The sequence below is a fragment of the Oceanobacillus saliphilus genome (assembly GCF_023522835.1).
Classification (GTDB): Bacteria; Bacillota; Bacilli; order Bacillales; family Amphibacillaceae; genus Oceanobacillus; species Oceanobacillus saliphilus.
Genome location: NZ_JALCZU010000001.1, coordinates 684,714 through 703,241, shown reverse-complemented (window position 1 = coordinate 703,241; position 18,528 = coordinate 684,714). Strand labels below are relative to the sequence as shown.

Sequence of the window (18,528 nt, the reverse complement as noted above, 5' to 3'; positions counted from 1 at the left end):
TAAAGTTAATTTTTCTTACTAAATAATAACCTGTATAATTAATACAAGATGTGAATGACAGTTTTCTTGTTTTTAAGCAATAGACCTCCACTCATAGAGAAAAGATGAAAAATATATAATAAAAAAGTAACCTTAATTAAATTTAAAGTAGTTGAAAGGAAGTAAAAAATGGATTACTTACGTTTAAAAGGTTGGAGTGACAAGATTTATTCGATGCCAGAAATTCCTAGAGAGAATAATTTTGTTGAATCTTTATATACCTATTTGGAACAGTTTAAAAATAACAATTTAGAAGAAAAGATAGCTTTAGGATTGAGAACGAATGGGTTTTTACTTAAAGATGAGAACAATAGCTGGAAACTAACTGATATTTCGAAGAGAATTTTAAACACAAGAAATAATGAGATATTATTTGAACACTTAAGTAATACGGTAGTTTTTTTGGGAGAAATACTATACTTATTGAATCAAGATAGTATGAATATAGGAAGACTATTGAAGATTGCTAATGAGGAGTACTTAATAGTAAATTGGAAGAAGAAAAACCAGATTTATACCCGACTGCAGTGGCTGAGAGATTTGGGAGTAGTGGAATATTCCGGTTTTGAAAACCTTTATAAAATAAATAATAAAGGTCAGGTTTATTTAAAAATAATTACTGATAATTTTGAACTACACAAAAAAAATCAAACTACTGAACACGATGAAATTATGAATAGCATCCCAAATTGGATATTTGAAAATAAAAAGAAGGATTTAGACAATTTAGGATATATTGCAGGAAGCAAAGAAAATTATTTAAATACTATTAAAGAAACTATACGGTTGATACAGAATGAGCAAAATGATCTGTCGGATTTTATAGAGAGCTCAGTCTTTTCAGGTTTAAAAGAAAATAGTGTAAAGCATCATATTAAAACATTAACAGATATGGGATTAATTGAACGTCAGTCATTAACTACTTACAAAGTAACAGCTACTGGAGTGAAAATCCTATCATTAAATGACTTTCAGTTTGTATTTTATCTCGATAAGATTTGTACATTTGTTCTAGAAATTCTACTATACTTAAATAGAAAACCTCAAACCTTAAAAGAGTTAACAGCAATACCTAAAGAGAAGTATTCTGTTAATAAAGACAGTATGAGTAAACGATTGAACTTTTTAGAAGTAGCTAAATTAATATATAAAGTTGATTACTATACATATGCAACCTCTGATTTAGGAAAATCAGTTCTATCATACTTTAATATTGAATCGTCACTTACTAGTGATAATATTGAAATCAATGAGAATGATATTGACATAGATAGTTTTACTCCAACAGACTCAATTGATTCATTAATTATAGAGCTGAGGCAAGCAGCTTCAGACTCCACTCTGCCTTCACGGTTTGAAAAAGTTATAAATGAGTGCTTTATCAACTTAGGGTATGATAGTAAATGGTTAGGGAAATCAGGTGAAACAGATGTGCTAGCACAAACTAAGACAGCTCCGGTTTCACAATATAAAATAATTATTGATGCAAAATCCACCTCATCACCTACAGTCAGTGATTCGCTAATAGACTTTGATACTTTAAAAGAACACAAACAGAAGTACAATGCTGATTACATTGTCGTAGTAGGAATAAAGTTTGACAAAGGAAGAGTAGTTAAAAGAGCTAATGAGCATGAGGTAGCTTTGCTAGATGTGGATGCTTTAGCTGACTTATTGAAAAATCACAGAGAAGTTCCTTTAGGGTATAAAGAATATGAAAAGATATTTTCTAAAGGTGGAATTGTGAATCTAGATAGTTTGGCAGAAGATAGAGCTCAGTTAATATATCAAAAAAAATTAGTATATTCAGTTCTAGATGTACTGACAGAAGAAAGAGATGACCCAGTCACAAAAGGGGAATTGTCTGCTCGTGACATATATATCATGTTAAAAATGAACCAAAATCTTAGTCAATCTCCTACGTTGAATCAAATTGAGGGTGCATTAGAATTTTTATCTTCTTCATTCATAAGAGGAATTGAAAAAACAAAAAATGGCTATTCTGCAACAGGATCAGTTACTGAAATAAGCAATATTTTAAACTTCTTGTCTAGATAAAGTGGAAAACACCGAAAATTTTATTTTTGCTATTGTTTAGGAAGTTGGTTTGCTTTAAGTATTTGGAAGAATTAAACTAAATGATGCTTGTATACAGTATTTTTCAAATATTACAATAAATATAATTGAGTTTAGTGATAAAATAACAATTGGGTGTAACTATTAGTTATGACTTTTTCGATCTAATATTTTAGGGGGAAGAAGAAAATGAGGTTTATTGTTAATAAATCATTATTAATTGGATTGTTAGGGTTAATGCTAGGTGCTTGTTCTGCAGCAACCGATACGGAAGAAAGCTCAGAGAATACAACAGAAGAGACCGTAGTAGAAACTGTAGAAGCAATTGAAGAAACTGAAGAAAGAAGTATTGTAGCCGATGAAATTACAACAACCTTCTATCCAGAAGTAACTAGATTAAGACATCTTACCGAAGAAGATCTTGAGTGGTACGATATAATTATGACAAGATTAAATGCTATAGATGATTTCTCAGGTGATCGGGAGACAGTATACGAGATAGCTGAAGAATACGGAGAAGATCCTGAAGAGCTGTGGTTTAATTGGTTAGAGATTGTTGACGCAAAATGGTATGGTGATAATGGGAATTATGCTATTTTGTCAGAGGCTTATCATAAATTAACTAGTGAAATTCTTGAAAAAAACATCGTAGGAGAAAATATAGAACATATTAGCGGTGGGTCTGAATTAGACGAGGAAAATTTAACTACCTCTGTATATCAGAAGCTACATGTAGATGGAGAACCTCACGAAATTGCTTACGTAATTGAACACAGAGATGATTTTAATATTGCTGAAATAATTGAGTTCAGTATTAACGGGGAAAAGATAGATTTTTAAATATATTATGTTTAGTTACGTTCCTTGTAACTATTTCGATGCTTTAAAAATCTCATTTAGACATAGTGTGGAGAAACTTATCATAAATAGTTGCTTAAATAAACAAAGTACCTGCTCCTCTGCCAATTAATGTAGCTAAGAGCAGGTATCCTTTTGAAATGTAGGAAAGGGTGTCCACCTAATACATAGCAATATTAACTAGGTTGGTTATGGTATTATGATTTGTAAGGTATTATATAAATACCGTCGTTGTCTAACCAATCTGCATAAATAACTTCCTTAATACTATTCACACCACTAGTAGCAAGTTGATTTATTAGCCAGTTTTTATCAAAACCTAAATCATTCATATTATCTTCTAAAACTTCTCCATCAATAATTAATGTTGTACTAAGAAAAACAGGCTGGTCAGGTAATTGTAAATCCTGCATTGTAACTTTTTGATATTTATTTTTCTTTAGGATACTTATTGATCCATTTGATTCCAAGATTGCATATGCAACTTCACGAATTGAAAAAATCTCACTTTGTCTTAGTAAGCTTAATAATTGATTAATATTCATTCGATTCTTTTTTAATTGATATCTATCAATCTTACCATCACGAATAATAATTGAAGGTTTTCCTTCCAGAAAACCTCGGAATCCTTTATATTTGAGCAATAATTTTTCCATAAAAATCATTAAAATTCCCCATAAAAATACTGCGTAGACAATATATATGATGTTTACCTTTTCTTCATATATTCCATTTCCTAAAAGTTCGGATAAAACAATAGCTGAAACGAAGTCGAAAGGAGTCAATTGTTTTATTGTCGTTTTACCTAATATTTTAGTAATAAGAAAGAGTAGAAAAAATCCGATTATAACTTTTAAAGATATTTCCATAAAGCTTAGTTCCATTACAACCTCTCCTGTATTTATTAAATAGAGAACTCTCTTTTTAGTTATTAGTTTTGGCTGTTATTCAAGTTTTTAAACTTAAAGTACTATATTTTTCAAAAGAGATTTTCATTTATTTATAGAATGAATTGAAAGATAATATCTTTTTCAAAGTCTTCCTAGGACTAAATGGTCGCTAACCACGTTGGGCGGATATTTGCCACCAATTCATCGTGAAACCTGCTCAAAGCTTAATCCGGAAATGTGATAAAACCTAGTTTTTATAAAAAAGAGACCAACGCTGCTAGCATCAGCGTTGGTCTCTTCTGCATTCACATGAGGAATAAAATTGTCACACTAAATACCGATTATAGGTAAATAAACCCAGTAATTATATGATAAAATTACTGTAGATGGTAAATTATACCTATTTATGGAAGGGGGTTCACCACAATGTTGCAAAAAAAGGGGATAACCATAAAATTTGCGATCATTGTATTAGCAGTATTTACCGCCTTTAGCGCGACCATAACGAATTGGTATATATCCAACAACTCTCTCAGAAACACCTTAATAGAAAATCGTCTAGAAAATAACTATAGATATGCACAGAAAGTTTCCATAAGTACAAGTGTGTTACTAAACGATATGGAACAAAATCTTCGTACATTAGCGGAAATAATAGGTCAACAAGAATTTAGCCAATCCGATTTAGATCATTGGTATGCTGCGAGTAGTCAATATTACAATTCACTATTTACAACAGATTCAGACGGTACCGTTCAATTAATGAGTCCTCAAGTCGTGCCCAACAATCAAAATAGTGTACAACCTGGAACAAAAATTAAGTCCGACTTAATGAAGCAAGCATTACAAGAACAGAAGCCCTTTATTTCCAATCCCTATTTAGCACAGACGGGAAATTTAGTGGTACTTCTATCTTATCCTATTTTTGATACGGCAGGAAACTATAAAGGGGTTGTCGATGGCACCATCTATCTGGAAAGTGAAAGTTCACTCAACGGAATCCTTAATGAGCACGAATTTTTAAATGAATCTTCTGTTTTTGTTGTTGACCGAAAAGGTAATATTATTTATCATCCCGATGTAAGTCGAATCAATGAATCGGTTGCTGATCATCCTCTTATTCAAAGCGCGATTCAAGGAAAAAGTGGGTCTTCCCAAATCATCAATAATAGAGGAACCGAATATTTTTCTGGCTATGCATCTGTAGAGGAAACAGGGTGGGGAATCATTACCCAGACACCTTCATCTGTAATAGAAGCCCCCCTTCGAACCATGACGCAAAAAATGATTGTTCAGTCTCTCCCGCTATTAGTATTAATTATATGGATTGCATGGATATTCACGAATCGTCTAACGAAGCCTATTAATAAGTTAGCGCAATTTTCGAAAGAAGCAACGCTAACGAAAAAAACACCTACTGCTCACAACTTAGAGTTCAAGTCATCGATCTATGAAGTTCGTCAACTGTGCCAATATATTCAAAAACATATTCAATTATTAAATAAACAAGTCCATCGAGATGGCCTAACAGGATTATATAATCGAAGGTCATTTGATCTTCAAATAGAAGAATTGGTCCATCAGAAAATCCCATTTTCATTGATTATGCTTGATATCGATAATTTTAAAAAAGTCAATGATAAATACGGCCACTTAGTTGGCGATGATGTATTAAGGTTCCTTGCATTAACGATGAAGGACATGTCTCGAGAAGAAGACTTGTGTTATCGCTATGGGGGAGAAGAGTTTACGATTCTTTTAACAGAGAAGAATAGGCAAGAGGCCTTTACATTGGCAGAACGATTGCGAACAAAAATAGCAGAAACACCGAGTCCTACAGGTCAACCGATTACGATTTCTTTAGGCATTTCTACTTATCAAGAAGAAAATCACAAGCCAGAAGAGGTAATTAAGAAAGCAGATACTGCCCTATATCAATCAAAAAATGAAGGTAGAAATCAAACAACCGTATATAAGGAAGCATAGGGACGGTTCTCGTGCTTCCTAAAGTAATTAAATGTAGAAAAAGGAAGCAGAAGAACCGTCCCTATGCTTCCCTTTTCTTCTCTCTTTCTCCCAATCTACTACCTAGTTAAAACGAACATATCTCTTGCAGACAAGGTTTTTTAATAAGGTATTGACTGTTGATTGAGCATTTTCTTTGTTCGTTTCCCAATTTTATTATGATGATCGGCAATTTTTTTTTGCCCCAGTTTTCATTAACATCATCATGCCACCCTCGATTGTATTTCCAAATATTATCATATTTAGTAAATAGAGGTTACTCCACCATATTCCAGTATATTTAGAATAATTTATTGTAGATTATTTTAATTTATTCATTTTGATTGTTTATTTGACAAACCATTGATAATACAGTGTTTAAATGATTTTTGTGACTTTAGGGGCAGTATAATTTTCGTAGTTTTTGTTACTTTTTTGTTACGAATCGTACATGCTACCGTAATAGTTTTTCTGTATATTAAGAGACCTAGTAGAAAAGGGAGAGGTTAAGGTTATAAAAAGAATTATGTCAAGAATAATAGACAACTAGAAGGAGAGAACAACATGACAAAACGAATTATTTCAATTTTTATGATTGCAACTATTTTCATGTCCTCGTTAGTAAATTCTGTAAGTGCGATGGGCAATGGAACAGAAGGGGATCTCACTTGGATGAACACCGAGCTGTCTGCTGAAGAGCGCACGGAGCTGCTTCTTGATGCGATGACGATGGAACAGAAAATCCAGCAAATCGCTATTTCGCGCTTCAATGAGAACGACACTGGTGAGACGGTTGTCATCAACAAGGGTGGCACAAGTAAGTACCAGAACGGCGAATTTGCACCCCAAGGTACCCTCCCTGGATGTGAGTGGCAGGACACTGGGCGACAAATCCGTGGTATTGAGGAACTTGGTATCCCAACACTCCGTATGACTAACGGTGGTACGGGTGTGAAAGGCGGATCATGTGGTAATGATCCGATGGCAACTGGTCTCCCATCTACTCCAGCTATGGCAGCAACTTTTGACCGTGAGTTGAACTATGAGGCTGGCCGAATCCTTGGCGAGGAGACACGAGCATTCGCGCATCAAGTGTTTCTCGGACCGGGCATGAACCTAATTCGTCACCCGTACGGTGGCCGTAACTATGAATATTTCAGTGAGGACCCATACCTAACTGGTATCTTGGCGATTGAGCAGGTTAAGGGTATCCAGGATCAAGGTGTACAAGCTCAACTCAAGCACCTTGCAGGAAACGAGCAGGAGACTGAGCGATGGACGATGGGTGTCCAAGTTCCCTCACAGGCTATGAACGAGCTGTATATGCTACCATTCGAGATGGCCGTTAAGGATGCTGACCCGGCTTCTGTGATGTGCTCGTTCCCGGATGTTAACGGCACCTATGCCTGTGACAGTTCTGAACTGCTTCAAGATGCCCTAAGGGACAACTGGGGCTTCGATGGTTACGTTATGAGTGACCGTCGCGCAATTCACGATACAGTGGCTGCTATCAAAGCGGGCACAAATGTTGAACTAGACTGGGCACCACAGTACTATACCCAGGAGAAGGTTCAGGAAGCTCTTGACTCAGGGTTAGTGACCGTGGACGACATCGATAATCTGCTTCGTCCACGTTACATCAAGATGATAGAGTTCGGTCACATGGATGAGCCTTACGATGAATTCTTGCCAGAAATCGTTGATCCAATGGTCAATGGCGCTAGCGCACGTAAGATGGCAGAGGAAGGTTCCGTACTATTGAAGAACGATGACGGCTTCCTACCATTAGACGGCGAGCCGAAGTCAATCGCATTAATCGGCATCGAGTGGTTTGCCGGTGAGGCAAAAATGTCTCCACGCTCCATTAGGGATAACAATGAGAACGTCGTGACTCCTTATACGGTCACACCAAAGGAAGGCTTAGAGAATGTTATCGAGGAACTAGGCTATGACACCGAAGTGACGTACAACGATGGCCGTGACCCAGAGGCTGCCGCAGAGCTGGCCGCTGAGTCCGACGTCGTGCTACTCATGATCGGCGACAACCCGCATGAGACTGCGGACCGTGACACACTCGGCTTCCCGGCTATCGACCTTGACAAGCACAAGGATAGAGAGGACTGGGTGGAACAAGAGCCGCTAATCGACGCAGTCATGGATGCGAACGCAGAGAATACCGCTGTAGTTCTGAAGACTTCCGGTACGGTGCTTATGCCGTGGCTGGATGAGGTACCAGCAGTACTTGAAGCTTGGTTCCCGGGCATGGAGGATGGCAATGCCGTGGCCAACTTGCTTTACGGTAAAGTCAATCCTTCCGGTAAACTACCTATGACGTTCGGTGCAACTGAGCGTGAAGCTGCCTTCGCGACAGAAGTGCAGTATCCTGGAACGCGTCAAGATACTGGCAAGCCAGGTGGACCAGGCCCATACGGCGACGGTTCCGATCAGCTGATTGCTCAGTACACAGAGGGCCTTGAGATGGGCTACCGCTGGTACGAGGGTAACGACGTGAAGCCACTCTTCCCATTCGGATATGGATTGTCGTACACGACCTTCGAGTATGACGACCTCAAGGTGAAGAAGGTTCGCGGTGAAGGTAAAGGCAACAAAGGTAAAAAAGGATCATTATCTGGAATTGAAGTGTCCTTCACAATCACAAACACTGGTGACGTTGCCGGGAAAGAAGCGGCACAGGTCTACCTAACACTTCCGGATGAGGCGGGGCAGCCGACTAAGCGACTCGTCAACTTCGAAAAGGTTGAGCTTGATCCCGGTGAGAGTGAGCGAGTGACTCTACAGATTAACCATGCTGACTCTAACCACCCGTTCTCCTATTTCGTTCCGGAAGAGCCGGACAACTTAGCGAACTGGGCTGACGGCGAGTGGGAAACTGCTGACGGGAAATACCGCCTGCATGTCGGTGGTTCCTCTGCAGACACTCCGTTAGAAAAAGACGTTCCGTTGAACTTCTAAACTCAGCAAGGACAATAGCAAGGCCTAGGGTAAGGGGAACTCCCGTAAATAAAACCCAGGCCATGGGATGACCTCGGCGACCTGATATGGGTCGTCAGGCACCCTGAATGTAGTGAGCCCGCGGGCTCGGTGAATCAAGCCGAGGCTCGCGGGCTCACTACTTTCTCTCGAGTGTCCTCATAGGGACGAGAGGGGATGAAAGGAGTCAAGAAAGGACGTGAGAAGTTTGAAGAAGGAATCTGTTCCGAACAGCGGGCGTGGTTCGGTACATTCGTGGTGGATGATTCTTGGACTGGTGATTCTCTTGACTGCTTGCAACGTCGAGGAATCCGGCGGGCCTATCGAAAGTGATGATACCGTGGAACCCGCCCCGACTGGGCGTGGCGACTGGCAGGATCCTGGCTTGGTGGATCGGTCTGGCGAGCCAATCGAGGTTCCGACGCCTGGTTCTGCAACTGGTAGGACCCTGGACGTCACGGACTATGGGGCAGATCCAGAACCAGATTCACAAGACGATGCAGCAGCCATCCGGGCGGCACTTGATGCGGCCGAACCGGGTGACGAGGTCGTGCTGCCAGCTGGCACGTATGACCTACGTTCTACTGACCCGGCCGACGAGTCGGCGAACATCGTGTTACAAAGCGGAGTGGACTTGCGTGGCGAAGGTCAGGAGAATACTGTACTGCTGACCTCCCTCGACGGCGAGGATAACAGCCGAGTGATTCGTGGTTCTGGCGTCCACGATGTCATCATTGCGGACTTTACCATCACCTCCCATTATGAGGGACCACTAGGCGATGACCCTGACGACGGAGACGCGGGTGGCGGACCGATGTATGGTGTCTACCTTGGACCTCATGAAGGGAAGTCGAGTTCTCAGGTTCTAGTGGAGAATCTGAGCATCCGCAGGTTCGAGCGTCACGGTATCTCCGTCAAGGCCAGCCGTGAAGTGACAATCTCTGGTAATCACATCAGTGAGGCAACCGCCGTTGGCCCCGGCGGACAGGGCTATGGCATCGCTATCGAGGGTTCAGTTGACCAGCATGACCCGAATGCCGCCAACGATTCACGGCATAATGTCGTCATAAGCAACACCTTCGATGGTAGGCATCTGCGACACGCCATTCTGCTGCAGTTCCCAACACACAACAATCTCGTGGCGGATAATACCATCGTTGGCAGCCACCTCGACGCCATTGACCTTCACGGCGAGGGCGAATACCTGAATGAAATTCGGGACAACACCGTCATTGGTGGTCAACGGGCGGGCATCGCGCTAGGCAATTCTGGTGGATCCAAGAACAAGCACGATGCCTCAGGACCTGGAAACTGGGTGTACTCCAACAATCTGATTGGAAACCGTCAAGGAATCCTCGTTATCCTGGGAACTCCTGACACCCTAATCGAAGACAACAAGATCACCGCTGGGGAGGATTCCAAGGCTGGTATTGAGATTCGCAATGCACCGGGTACAAAGATGCTTGGTAATCACATCACGGGAGGGACTGATGGGTTCTGGTCTATCAGGCTCCGTGATGATCGCGGTACTGACGGACGGGGCAAAGGAATCCCCACAGACATTAGGATGGAGTCCAACGTCATTCGTCAGGCGGCTAACGGCATCAGGATCGATGCTGGGGAGAAACTCAGTATGGTTGAAAATGTCATGGATGGCATCGATGGATCTGAACTAAAGGTGGCCGAAGGGATCGAGGGTGTAATATTCTACAAATGATCTCTGGTTAGAGAATTTTTGAATAACATAATGGCATTGGATATAATTCCAATGCCTATTTTTTTTGCCTCTTTATTATCCCAAGGTTCAGTCCCCCGCCACGTTAAAGCGAAGTAGGGGACTGAACCATTTGCCTCGATTATAACTTTTAAGGATATTTCCATAAAGCCATTGAAAAATACGAAAAACTCACTCAACATCGAATAACTCAAAAACAAATGGCGATTTTAATCGATTTATTGAGAATAATAATTTAAAGAAATGCCAGGAGCAGATAGAATCTCCACGAATAAAATGGGATTTAGATATGGCACCTTTCTCTCTTTAAAATCTCATTTTTTATACATTTATTCGTTGTATATATAAGCGAATAGTTATATAATAATATTGAAATAATTAGAAAGGGGGAATTTATATGCTGAAAACATCTATTCAAACGGAAAAAGCTGCAGTGATTTTAAAATTACTTGGTGATAAAACGCGATTGACGATGATGAAATTAATGGATAGTCATGCTTGTTGTGTATGTGAATTTGTAGAAATATTTCAGTTCAGCCAACCATCTATCAGCCAGCATTTACGTAAGCTTAAAGATTTAGGGCTAGTGAAGGAAGAACGAAAAGGACAATGGATTTTCTATTCGGTAAATAAAAACAATGAGTATTATTCATTTATTAAACCAATTCTTGATCAACTTCCTAGTCAGGATTATAAAATAAATGAACTAGAAGAAAAAGGTACACGAATTATCTGTTGTTAAATTGGGGGAATTATTTTGCAGGCAACGCTTATACTTGCACTATTAATTTTTGTAGCAACCCTCGTCCTAGTTATTTGGCAGCCAAAGGGTTTAAATATTGGCTGGTCCGCAATGGGAGGAGCTGTGATTGCACTATTAGTAGGAGTAGTAGATTTTACGGATGTAATCGAAGTAACAGAAATTGTATGGAATGCAACACTTGCCTTTGTTGCTATTATTCTTATTTCTTTAATATTAGATGAGATAGGATTATTCGAATGGGCTGCTTTACATATGGCTCGTTTTGCAAAGGGCAATGGAATAAAAATGTTTGTCTACATCAGTATATTAGGTGCGATTGTTGCTGCCTTATTTGCGAATGATGGTGCAGCATTGATACTTACACCAATCGTACTTGCGATGGTACGAAATTTGAATTTCAAAGAAAAAATGATTTTTCCGTTTATCATGGCGAGTGGGTTTATCGCTGATACAACGTCATTGCCATTCGTTGTAAGTAACTTAGTAAATATTGTGTCTGCAGACTTCTTTGGTATCGGATTTGTTGAATATGCTTCACGAATGATGATTCCAAATTTATTTTCACTAGTAGCCACGATCTCCGTTTTACTAATTTACTTTAGAAAAAGTATTCCTAAATCGTATGATGTTTCTAAATTAGCCGAACCTAGAAGTGCTATTAAAGATCATAAAATGTTTCGTCTATCATGGTATGTACTTGGCTTATTAGTAATTGGATACTTTACGAGTGAATTCATCAATATACCTGTTTCCATTATTGCAGGAACCATTGCTATCTTCTTCATCATTATGGGTAGACAAAGTCCTGTAGTAGATACCAAAAAAGCAATTAAGGGAGCGCCATGGGATATTGTGTTCTTTTCCATCGGAATGTATGTCGTGGTATATGGTCTAGGAAATGCGGGACTCACCTCTGCACTCGCCAGTGTCATTCAAACGGTCGCTGATGAGGGACTATTTGTTGCTACTGTTGGAATGGGATTCATTGCTGCTTTTCTATCTTCCATTATGAATAATATGCCAACGGTAATGATTGACGCTTTAGCAATTGCGGAAACCAATACGTCTGGTGTATTAAGAGAAGCACTTGTTTATGCTAACGTTGTCGGATCAGATTTAGGTCCAAAAATCACACCAATAGGTTCATTGGCAACATTGGTATGGCTTCATGTTCTGAAACAAAAAGGAATTAACATTTCCTGGGGAACCTATTTCAAAATTGGTATTGTTATAACGATACCAGTTCTGTTTATTACATTAATAGGTCTATATTTAACCTTGATTATATTCTAAAAAAGGAGCATCAATATGGCTAAAAAAACAATTTATTTCTTATGTACTGGTAACTCTTGCAGAAGCCAAATGGCAGAAGGGTGGGCGCAGAAACTTCTTGGAGATGAGTGGGAAGTTAGAAGCGCTGGAATTGAAGCACATGGGTTGAACCCGAATGCTGTCAAAGCAATGAAAGAAGTAGAAATTGATATATCTAACCAAGAATCAGAAATGATTGATACGGAGTACCTCAATAACGCGACATTAGCAGTAACCCTTTGCGGTGATGCCGCTGATCGCTGCCCAATGACACCCCCACATGTAAGAAGAGAACATTGGGGATTTGATGATCCTGCAAAAGCAGAAGGAACAGATGAGGAAAAATGGGCTGTATTCCAGCGTGTCCGTGATGAAATTGGAGAACGAATAAAACGATTTACCGAAACTGGGGAATAATTAGAAAATAAGTCTTAAGAAAGCTTAAGGCTTATCTATTTGATGGCATATAAGTATATAGTTATATATAAATAAACTGGAGGTATTATCGATGAAAAAAGTAGAGATTTTTGACCCAGCTATGTGCTGTTCAACAGGAGTTTGTGGACCAAGTGTCGATCAGAACCTAACAAGAGTTGCTTCAACAGTTTATTCACTGGAACAAAAAGGTATGGACATCAAAAGATTTAATTTAGCAAATGATCCTGCAGCTTTTGCAGATAATGAAACGGTTAATCGAGTACTTCAGGACAAGGGAGCAGATGCACTTCCCGTAACCCTTTTAGATGGAGAAGTCACAAAAGTAGGTGTTTACCCAACGAACGAGGAATTTGCGGAATGGTTGGATGTAAGTGTAGAAGCATTGACTCAGAAACCTCGTGTCCGTGTTTCTGTAAAACTCGACTAAAGGAGAATCATAACATGCATACACTATATAATCCAAAACAGCATGTCCAAACACCCTATTTATTTTTCACTGGCAAAGGCGGAGTTGGGAAAACGTCCGTAGCGTGTGCAACAGCAGTAGCACTTGCCGATCAAGGAAAAAAAGTTTTGTTAGTCAGTACGGATCCCGCTTCTAATTTACAGGACGTATTCGAAATAGAATTATCTCGTGAGCCAGTTGAAATCCCAAGTGTAAAAAACCTATATGCCAGTAATATTGATCCAGAAGAAGCAGCTAGCGTATACCGGGAAAATACTGTGAGACCGTATCGTGATAAACTTCCTGAATCTGTAGTCAATCAGATGGAGGAACAGCTTTCTGGGGCATGTACGGTAGAAATAGCCGCATTTGATGAATTCTCTCATTTATTAGCAGATGATGGGATATTTAAAGAGTACGACCATGTATTGTTTGATACTGCTCCAACTGGTCATACGCTTCGTTTATTAACCTTGCCGACAGCATGGTCAGGGTATCTGGAAGAAGCTACACATGGTGCGTCTTGTTTAGGTCCATTGTCAGGCCTTGGGGATAAGAAGGATATGTATCAAAAAGCAGTTGAATCTCTGTCTGATGGTAAGAAGACAACCTTAATCCTTGTTGCAAGACCCGAAGAATCCACGCTCATTGAAGCAAACCGCGCATCATTCGAACTTGGAGAGATTGGTATTGGACATCAAATGCTTATCATCAATGGGTTATTGCAGACTCATGATGAAAATGATGAGGTGTCTGCAGCTTTTTACGAGGGTCAGCAAGAAGCAGTAAAGAAAACACCAGAAGAATTGCGAGCAATTCAGACATTCTCATTACCTTTTGTATCCTATTCTCTAACTGGTATCGATCGTCTTCGTCAGATTGTGAGTGATACACCTTTAGTTGAATTCAAGGAGGACGATGATAATACAGAGCTAGCACCACTTTCCGAACTAAAAGATGTTATCGATGACTTTTCAGATAATAATACGCGTGTTATTTTTACGATGGGTAAAGGCGGAGTTGGAAAAACATCTATCGCAGCAGCAATTGCCGTTGGCTTGACGGAAAAAGGGCATAAAGTTCATTTAACAACAACTGATCCTGCAGCACATTTGGATTATATGTTTAAAGACAGTGCAATTCATAAAAATTTATCTATCAGCAGCATTGATCCAGAAGTAGAAGTGGATAATTACAAAAAAGAAGTAATTACAAATGCTGGTGAGTTGAATGATGACGAAATTGCCTACTTGCAGGAGGACCTGGAGTCTCCATGTACGGAAGAAATTGCGGTGTTCCGTGCTTTTGCAGATGTAGTAGAAAGGTCCGAACAGGAAATTGTTGTGATTGATACGGCACCAACTGGACATACGTTACTTTTACTTGACTCATCCGAAGCTTATCACAAGGAAATGAGCCGTTCTACAGGTGATACTCCAGAAAGTGTTAAAAAGTTATTGCCAAGACTGCGTAATCCAGAAGAAACAGGCGTAGTCGTTGTCACATTGCCAGAAGCAACTCCAGTATTTGAGGCAACACGCCTGCGGAATGACTTAATACGAGCAGAGATTACTCCAAAATGGTGGGTAATTAATCGTAGTTTGTATGCAACCGGAACAACAGATAATGTATTAAAGATACGTGCAGCATCGGAAAAGCAATGGATTAAGAAAGTACAAGAAGAATTAGCTGATAATTGTGCGCTAATACCATGGATGAAGGAAGTAAAGTTGGCTATGAACAAATGAAAGAATTTGTTCAACTTTAAAAAAACGAGGAGGAATGAAAATGAATATTACAGAAAAAGCTAAAAATAAATTACAGGTGATCTTCGAAGAAAAGGGTGCGGAAGGAATTCGTTTCTATTCGATAGGAGGAGGATGTTGTGGTCCACAATTAGGTATTTCCCTAGCTGCACCAGAGGAAAATGATATTGTTGAAGAAATCGATGGTATTAAAGTGGCCATTGATAAAGATGTCAAAGATACAGTAGAAGGTTTAACATTAGATGATGATGAAACACCACAAGGTTCACAATTTGTATTATTAGGCATGGACCAGTGCTGTTAACATAAAACAAGAAAAGTTTTGGAGGAATATAACTACATGAAAATAATTATTATTGGTTCGGTTGCAGCTGGTACATCAGTTGCGGCAAAAGCGCGAAGAAACGATGAAAATGCAGAAATCACGTTATATAATGCAGATTATGACATCTCTTATTCAATTTGTGGGATTCCCTACTTTTTGGGCGGTGAAGTAGAAGAATTAGAGACATTGACACCGAGAAGTGCTGCATGGTTTAAAAAACGTTATAACGTGGATATTCACACCCGTCATGAAGTGATGGAGATAGACCCAGACAAGAAAAAAGTCACAGTTAAAAATTTAGATACCAATGAGACAAAAGAAGACAATTACGACACCTTGGTCTTTGCAACTGGTGCGACTCCAATTACTCCACCGATTAAAGGGGTAGATATGGGTCATGTCTTTCATGTCCGCAATATCCAAAATACAGCATCTATACACTCCTATATGGTTACAAATAATCCGAAAAAGGTGACGATCATTGGTGCTGGTTTCATCGGACTTGAAATGGCAGAACAACTGACTCATAAAGGATTAGACGTAACGATTGTTCAACGTAGCAATCAGATTATGACACATTTGGATAAAGATATGGCGTTTCGTGTGGAAGAGCATATGAGAGACAATGGCGTAAAGTTATTACTAAACGAAGAAGTAACGACGATTTCGGAAAAAGCTGTGGAAATGAAGAGCGGAAATAAGATTGATTCCGATATGGTTATTTTAGCTATTGGCGTGAGACCGAATACGAAACTGGCGCAAACGATTGGTGCAGAAGTGGGCGCATCTGGAGCAATTAAAGTAAATAAAAAGATGCAAACGAATCTGCCTGATATCTATGCAGTTGGAGACGTGGCAGAAAGTTTTTCCATAGTAACCGGAAAGCCAGTGTATCGTCCATTAGGTTCTACGGCTAACAAGATGGGGCGAATTGCTGGAGATGTAATTACCGGTGGTGACTTAGAACATCGAGGTATTTTAGGTACAGGGATTTTACGAGTTTTCGATTTAGCAGTGGGCTATACCGGATTGAGTGAGAAAGAGGCCAAAGCAGATGGTTATGATATAGAAGTTCTTCATAATATTAAGCCAGCAAGAGCAGAATATCTAGGTGGAAAAGAATTAGTGATCAAGGCGATTGCCGATAGAAAAACAAGCAGGATTTTAGGAGTTCAAATTGTTGGTGAAGATGGTGTCGATAAGCGAATCGACGTATTCGTAACGGCTATTTCATTTAACGCTAAAGCAGAAGACTTATTCCATTTGGATTTAGCATACGCGCCACCATTCAGTACAACAAAAGATCCTGTTATGTACACCGGAATGGCACTACAAAATGCGATTGATAAGAAAAATAAATTGATTACCCCACTGGAATTAACCGATCGAATAGAGAACGGAGAGAGGTTCCAAATCATTGATACAAGAGCTACGAAGCAATATGAAGCTTCAAAAGTGGATGAAGCCATTAATATTCCTTTAGCTAAGTTACGTGAAGAAGCAAGGAATCTAGACCCTAATATTCCAACTGTAACGTATTGTAATAAGGGTGTAACCGGAAATGCTGCGCAGAATATATTAATAAACATGGGCTTTAAAGAGGTATTTAATCTTTCCGGTGGGAATAAGAATTATCAGAGTTTTAATAAAGGAAAACAATAATATTGAAGAGTTGTTAGAACTAAATTAAAGGTAGAAAGGTATAAACTGTCTTTCTACTCTTTTTTTTCAAGTTATAATATATACCTTTACATTATCTGAACAACTTTTTCAGTATTATCTCCTATTCCTGTGTTTGAAAGTAAGGCCTAAAACACACCTAAACAAGCACGTTGGGTGTGTTTTTGTTATATATACTTCCTATCGTTAAAATAGTCTAGAAAATTAACAAATTTTTATACTATTTTAACACTCTATAAATATTAGAGATTTATACTAATCTTGTACATATAAAAATAACAAGGAGGAAGTTAGTGAATATGAGAAAATACTTGTTTATTTTAATTGCTATATCGTTGGTTCTTTTACTTGCGGCATGTGGAGATGGGGAAGAAAGTGAAGCGTCTTCTTCTGGGAATTGGCCGGATGAACTTGTTATAGGTGTTGTACCTTCCGAGGATCAAACTTCTGTATCACCACGAGTTGAACAGTTTGCGGAAGAATTGAGTGAAGAATTAGATGTTGATATAGAAGTATTTATGGGGACGAATTATAATGCAGTCATTGAAGGACTAAGGAATGAACATGTAGATATTGCGTTTTTTGGTCCATTTGCTTATATATTGGCAAATGAAAGAAGCGGTGCGGAAGTATTTGCAATTGGGGCAAAAAGTGAAGATGAAATTTCATATCAAAGTGCTTTTATTGTGCCAGCTGATTCAGAAGTACAGGAGCTTGCTGATCTAGAAGGTAAAGATTTCTTATTTGTCGATCCAGCATCAACCTCGGGACATATTTTCCCTCGTTCCGCTGTTATTGATGAAATGGGGATTACGAATGAAGAGGTAGACGATTTCTTTGGTAATGTTTCTTTTTCCGGTAGTCATGATGCGTCGATTTTATCCGTTATTAATGGGGATGTAGATGGAGCTGCAATCGCTACGGATGTAATGGATGCTATGATTGCGCAAGGGCAAATTGATGAAAACGATTTTAAAATTATCCATTCATCCGATGATATTCCACGTGGTCCGGATGCTTATCGCTCTGACCTTCCAGATGATTTAAAAGAAGCAATTCGCGAATTTTATTATTCCTATGAAGACGAACAATATTTTGAAGAAAGAGGAATTAATGGTTTTTATCCAATAGAAGATGAGGCATACGATGTTGTCCGCAGAACTGCTGAAAACCTGGGTATGAGTCCAGAAGAATTGCTAAATTAATG

14 protein-coding genes are annotated in these 18,528 nt (G+C 39.1%); 13 read left to right on the top strand and 1 reads right to left on the bottom strand.

The genetic code is table 11. From position 1 onward, the window contains the following. Window positions 1-168 precede the first annotated feature (168 nt). The gene (locus tag MN204_RS03065) at window positions 169-2,097 is read left to right on the top strand and encodes a restriction endonuclease (RefSeq protein ID WP_249869593.1); all 1,929 of its coding nucleotides are present in this window, start codon (window positions 169-171) and stop codon (window positions 2,095-2,097) included. Between the two features lie 207 nt (window positions 2,098-2,304). Further along, complete coding sequence (locus MN204_RS03060; RefSeq protein ID WP_249869592.1) at window positions 2,305-2,955, top strand: hypothetical protein; 651 nt, start codon at window positions 2,305-2,307, stop codon at window positions 2,953-2,955. Window positions 2,956-3,170: 215 nt separating this feature from the next. Here MN204_RS03060 and MN204_RS03055 read toward each other — a convergent pair whose 3' ends face one another. Next, window positions 3,171-3,857 (bottom strand): YetF domain-containing protein, encoded by a 687-nt coding sequence (locus MN204_RS03055; RefSeq protein WP_249869591.1) that lies wholly within the window; start codon window positions 3,855-3,857, stop codon window positions 3,171-3,173. Between the two features lie 432 nt (window positions 3,858-4,289). Here MN204_RS03055 and MN204_RS03050 point away from each other — a divergent pair, with 432 nt between their 5' ends. The 11 genes from MN204_RS03050 to phnD all read left to right on the top strand — a co-directional run bounded on the left by MN204_RS03050 (window position 4,290) and on the right by phnD (window position 18,526). Next, the gene (locus MN204_RS03050; RefSeq protein ID WP_249869590.1) at window positions 4,290-5,849 is read left to right on the top strand and encodes a sensor domain-containing diguanylate cyclase; all 1,560 of its coding nucleotides are present in this window, start codon (window positions 4,290-4,292) and stop codon (window positions 5,847-5,849) included. 582 nt (window positions 5,850-6,431) lie between these two features. Next, entirely contained in the window at window positions 6,432-8,840 is a 2,409-nt protein-coding gene (locus tag MN204_RS03045) for a beta-glucosidase (protein WP_249869589.1), read from the top strand. 226 nt (window positions 8,841-9,066) lie between these two features. Then, window positions 9,067-10,575 (top strand): right-handed parallel beta-helix repeat-containing protein, encoded by a 1,509-nt coding sequence (locus MN204_RS03040; RefSeq protein ID WP_249869588.1) that lies wholly within the window; start codon window positions 9,067-9,069, stop codon window positions 10,573-10,575. A 415-nt stretch (window positions 10,576-10,990) separates the two neighbouring features. Next, window positions 10,991-11,335 carry an ArsR/SmtB family transcription factor gene (locus MN204_RS03035; protein ID WP_249869587.1) on the top strand — a complete coding sequence of 115 codons (345 nt, stop codon included), beginning with the start codon at window positions 10,991-10,993 and terminating at the stop codon, window positions 11,333-11,335. Between the two features lie 15 nt (window positions 11,336-11,350). Further along, window positions 11,351-12,649: an arsenic transporter gene (locus MN204_RS03030; protein ID WP_249869586.1), complete on the top strand. Its 1,299-nt coding sequence runs from the start codon at window positions 11,351-11,353 to the stop codon at window positions 12,647-12,649. 15 nt (window positions 12,650-12,664) lie between these two features. Beyond that, window positions 12,665-13,084: an arsenate reductase (thioredoxin) gene (arsC, locus tag MN204_RS03025; RefSeq protein WP_249869585.1), complete on the top strand. Its 420-nt coding sequence runs from the start codon at window positions 12,665-12,667 to the stop codon at window positions 13,082-13,084. A 91-nt stretch (window positions 13,085-13,175) separates the two neighbouring features. Continuing rightward, window positions 13,176-13,532 (top strand): arsenite efflux transporter metallochaperone ArsD, encoded by a 357-nt coding sequence (gene arsD, locus MN204_RS03020; RefSeq protein ID WP_249869584.1) that lies wholly within the window; start codon window positions 13,176-13,178, stop codon window positions 13,530-13,532. Window positions 13,533-13,546: 14 nt separating this feature from the next. Then, window positions 13,547-15,298: an arsenical pump-driving ATPase gene (arsA, locus tag MN204_RS03015; RefSeq protein WP_249869583.1), complete on the top strand. Its 1,752-nt coding sequence runs from the start codon at window positions 13,547-13,549 to the stop codon at window positions 15,296-15,298. Window positions 15,299-15,338: 40 nt separating this feature from the next. Continuing rightward, entirely contained in the window at window positions 15,339-15,620 is a 282-nt protein-coding gene (locus MN204_RS03010; RefSeq protein ID WP_249869582.1) for a HesB/IscA family protein, read from the top strand. A 36-nt stretch (window positions 15,621-15,656) separates the two neighbouring features. Beyond that, window positions 15,657-17,303, top strand: a complete 1,647-nt coding sequence (locus tag MN204_RS03005) for an FAD-dependent oxidoreductase (RefSeq protein WP_249869581.1) — start codon at window positions 15,657-15,659, stop codon at window positions 17,301-17,303. A gap of 317 nt (window positions 17,304-17,620) precedes the next feature. Continuing rightward, on the top strand, window positions 17,621-18,526 hold the full coding sequence (gene phnD / locus MN204_RS03000; protein ID WP_249869627.1) for a phosphate/phosphite/phosphonate ABC transporter substrate-binding protein: 906 nt from the start codon (window positions 17,621-17,623) through the stop codon (window positions 18,524-18,526). Window positions 18,527-18,528: the final 2 nt, after the last annotated feature.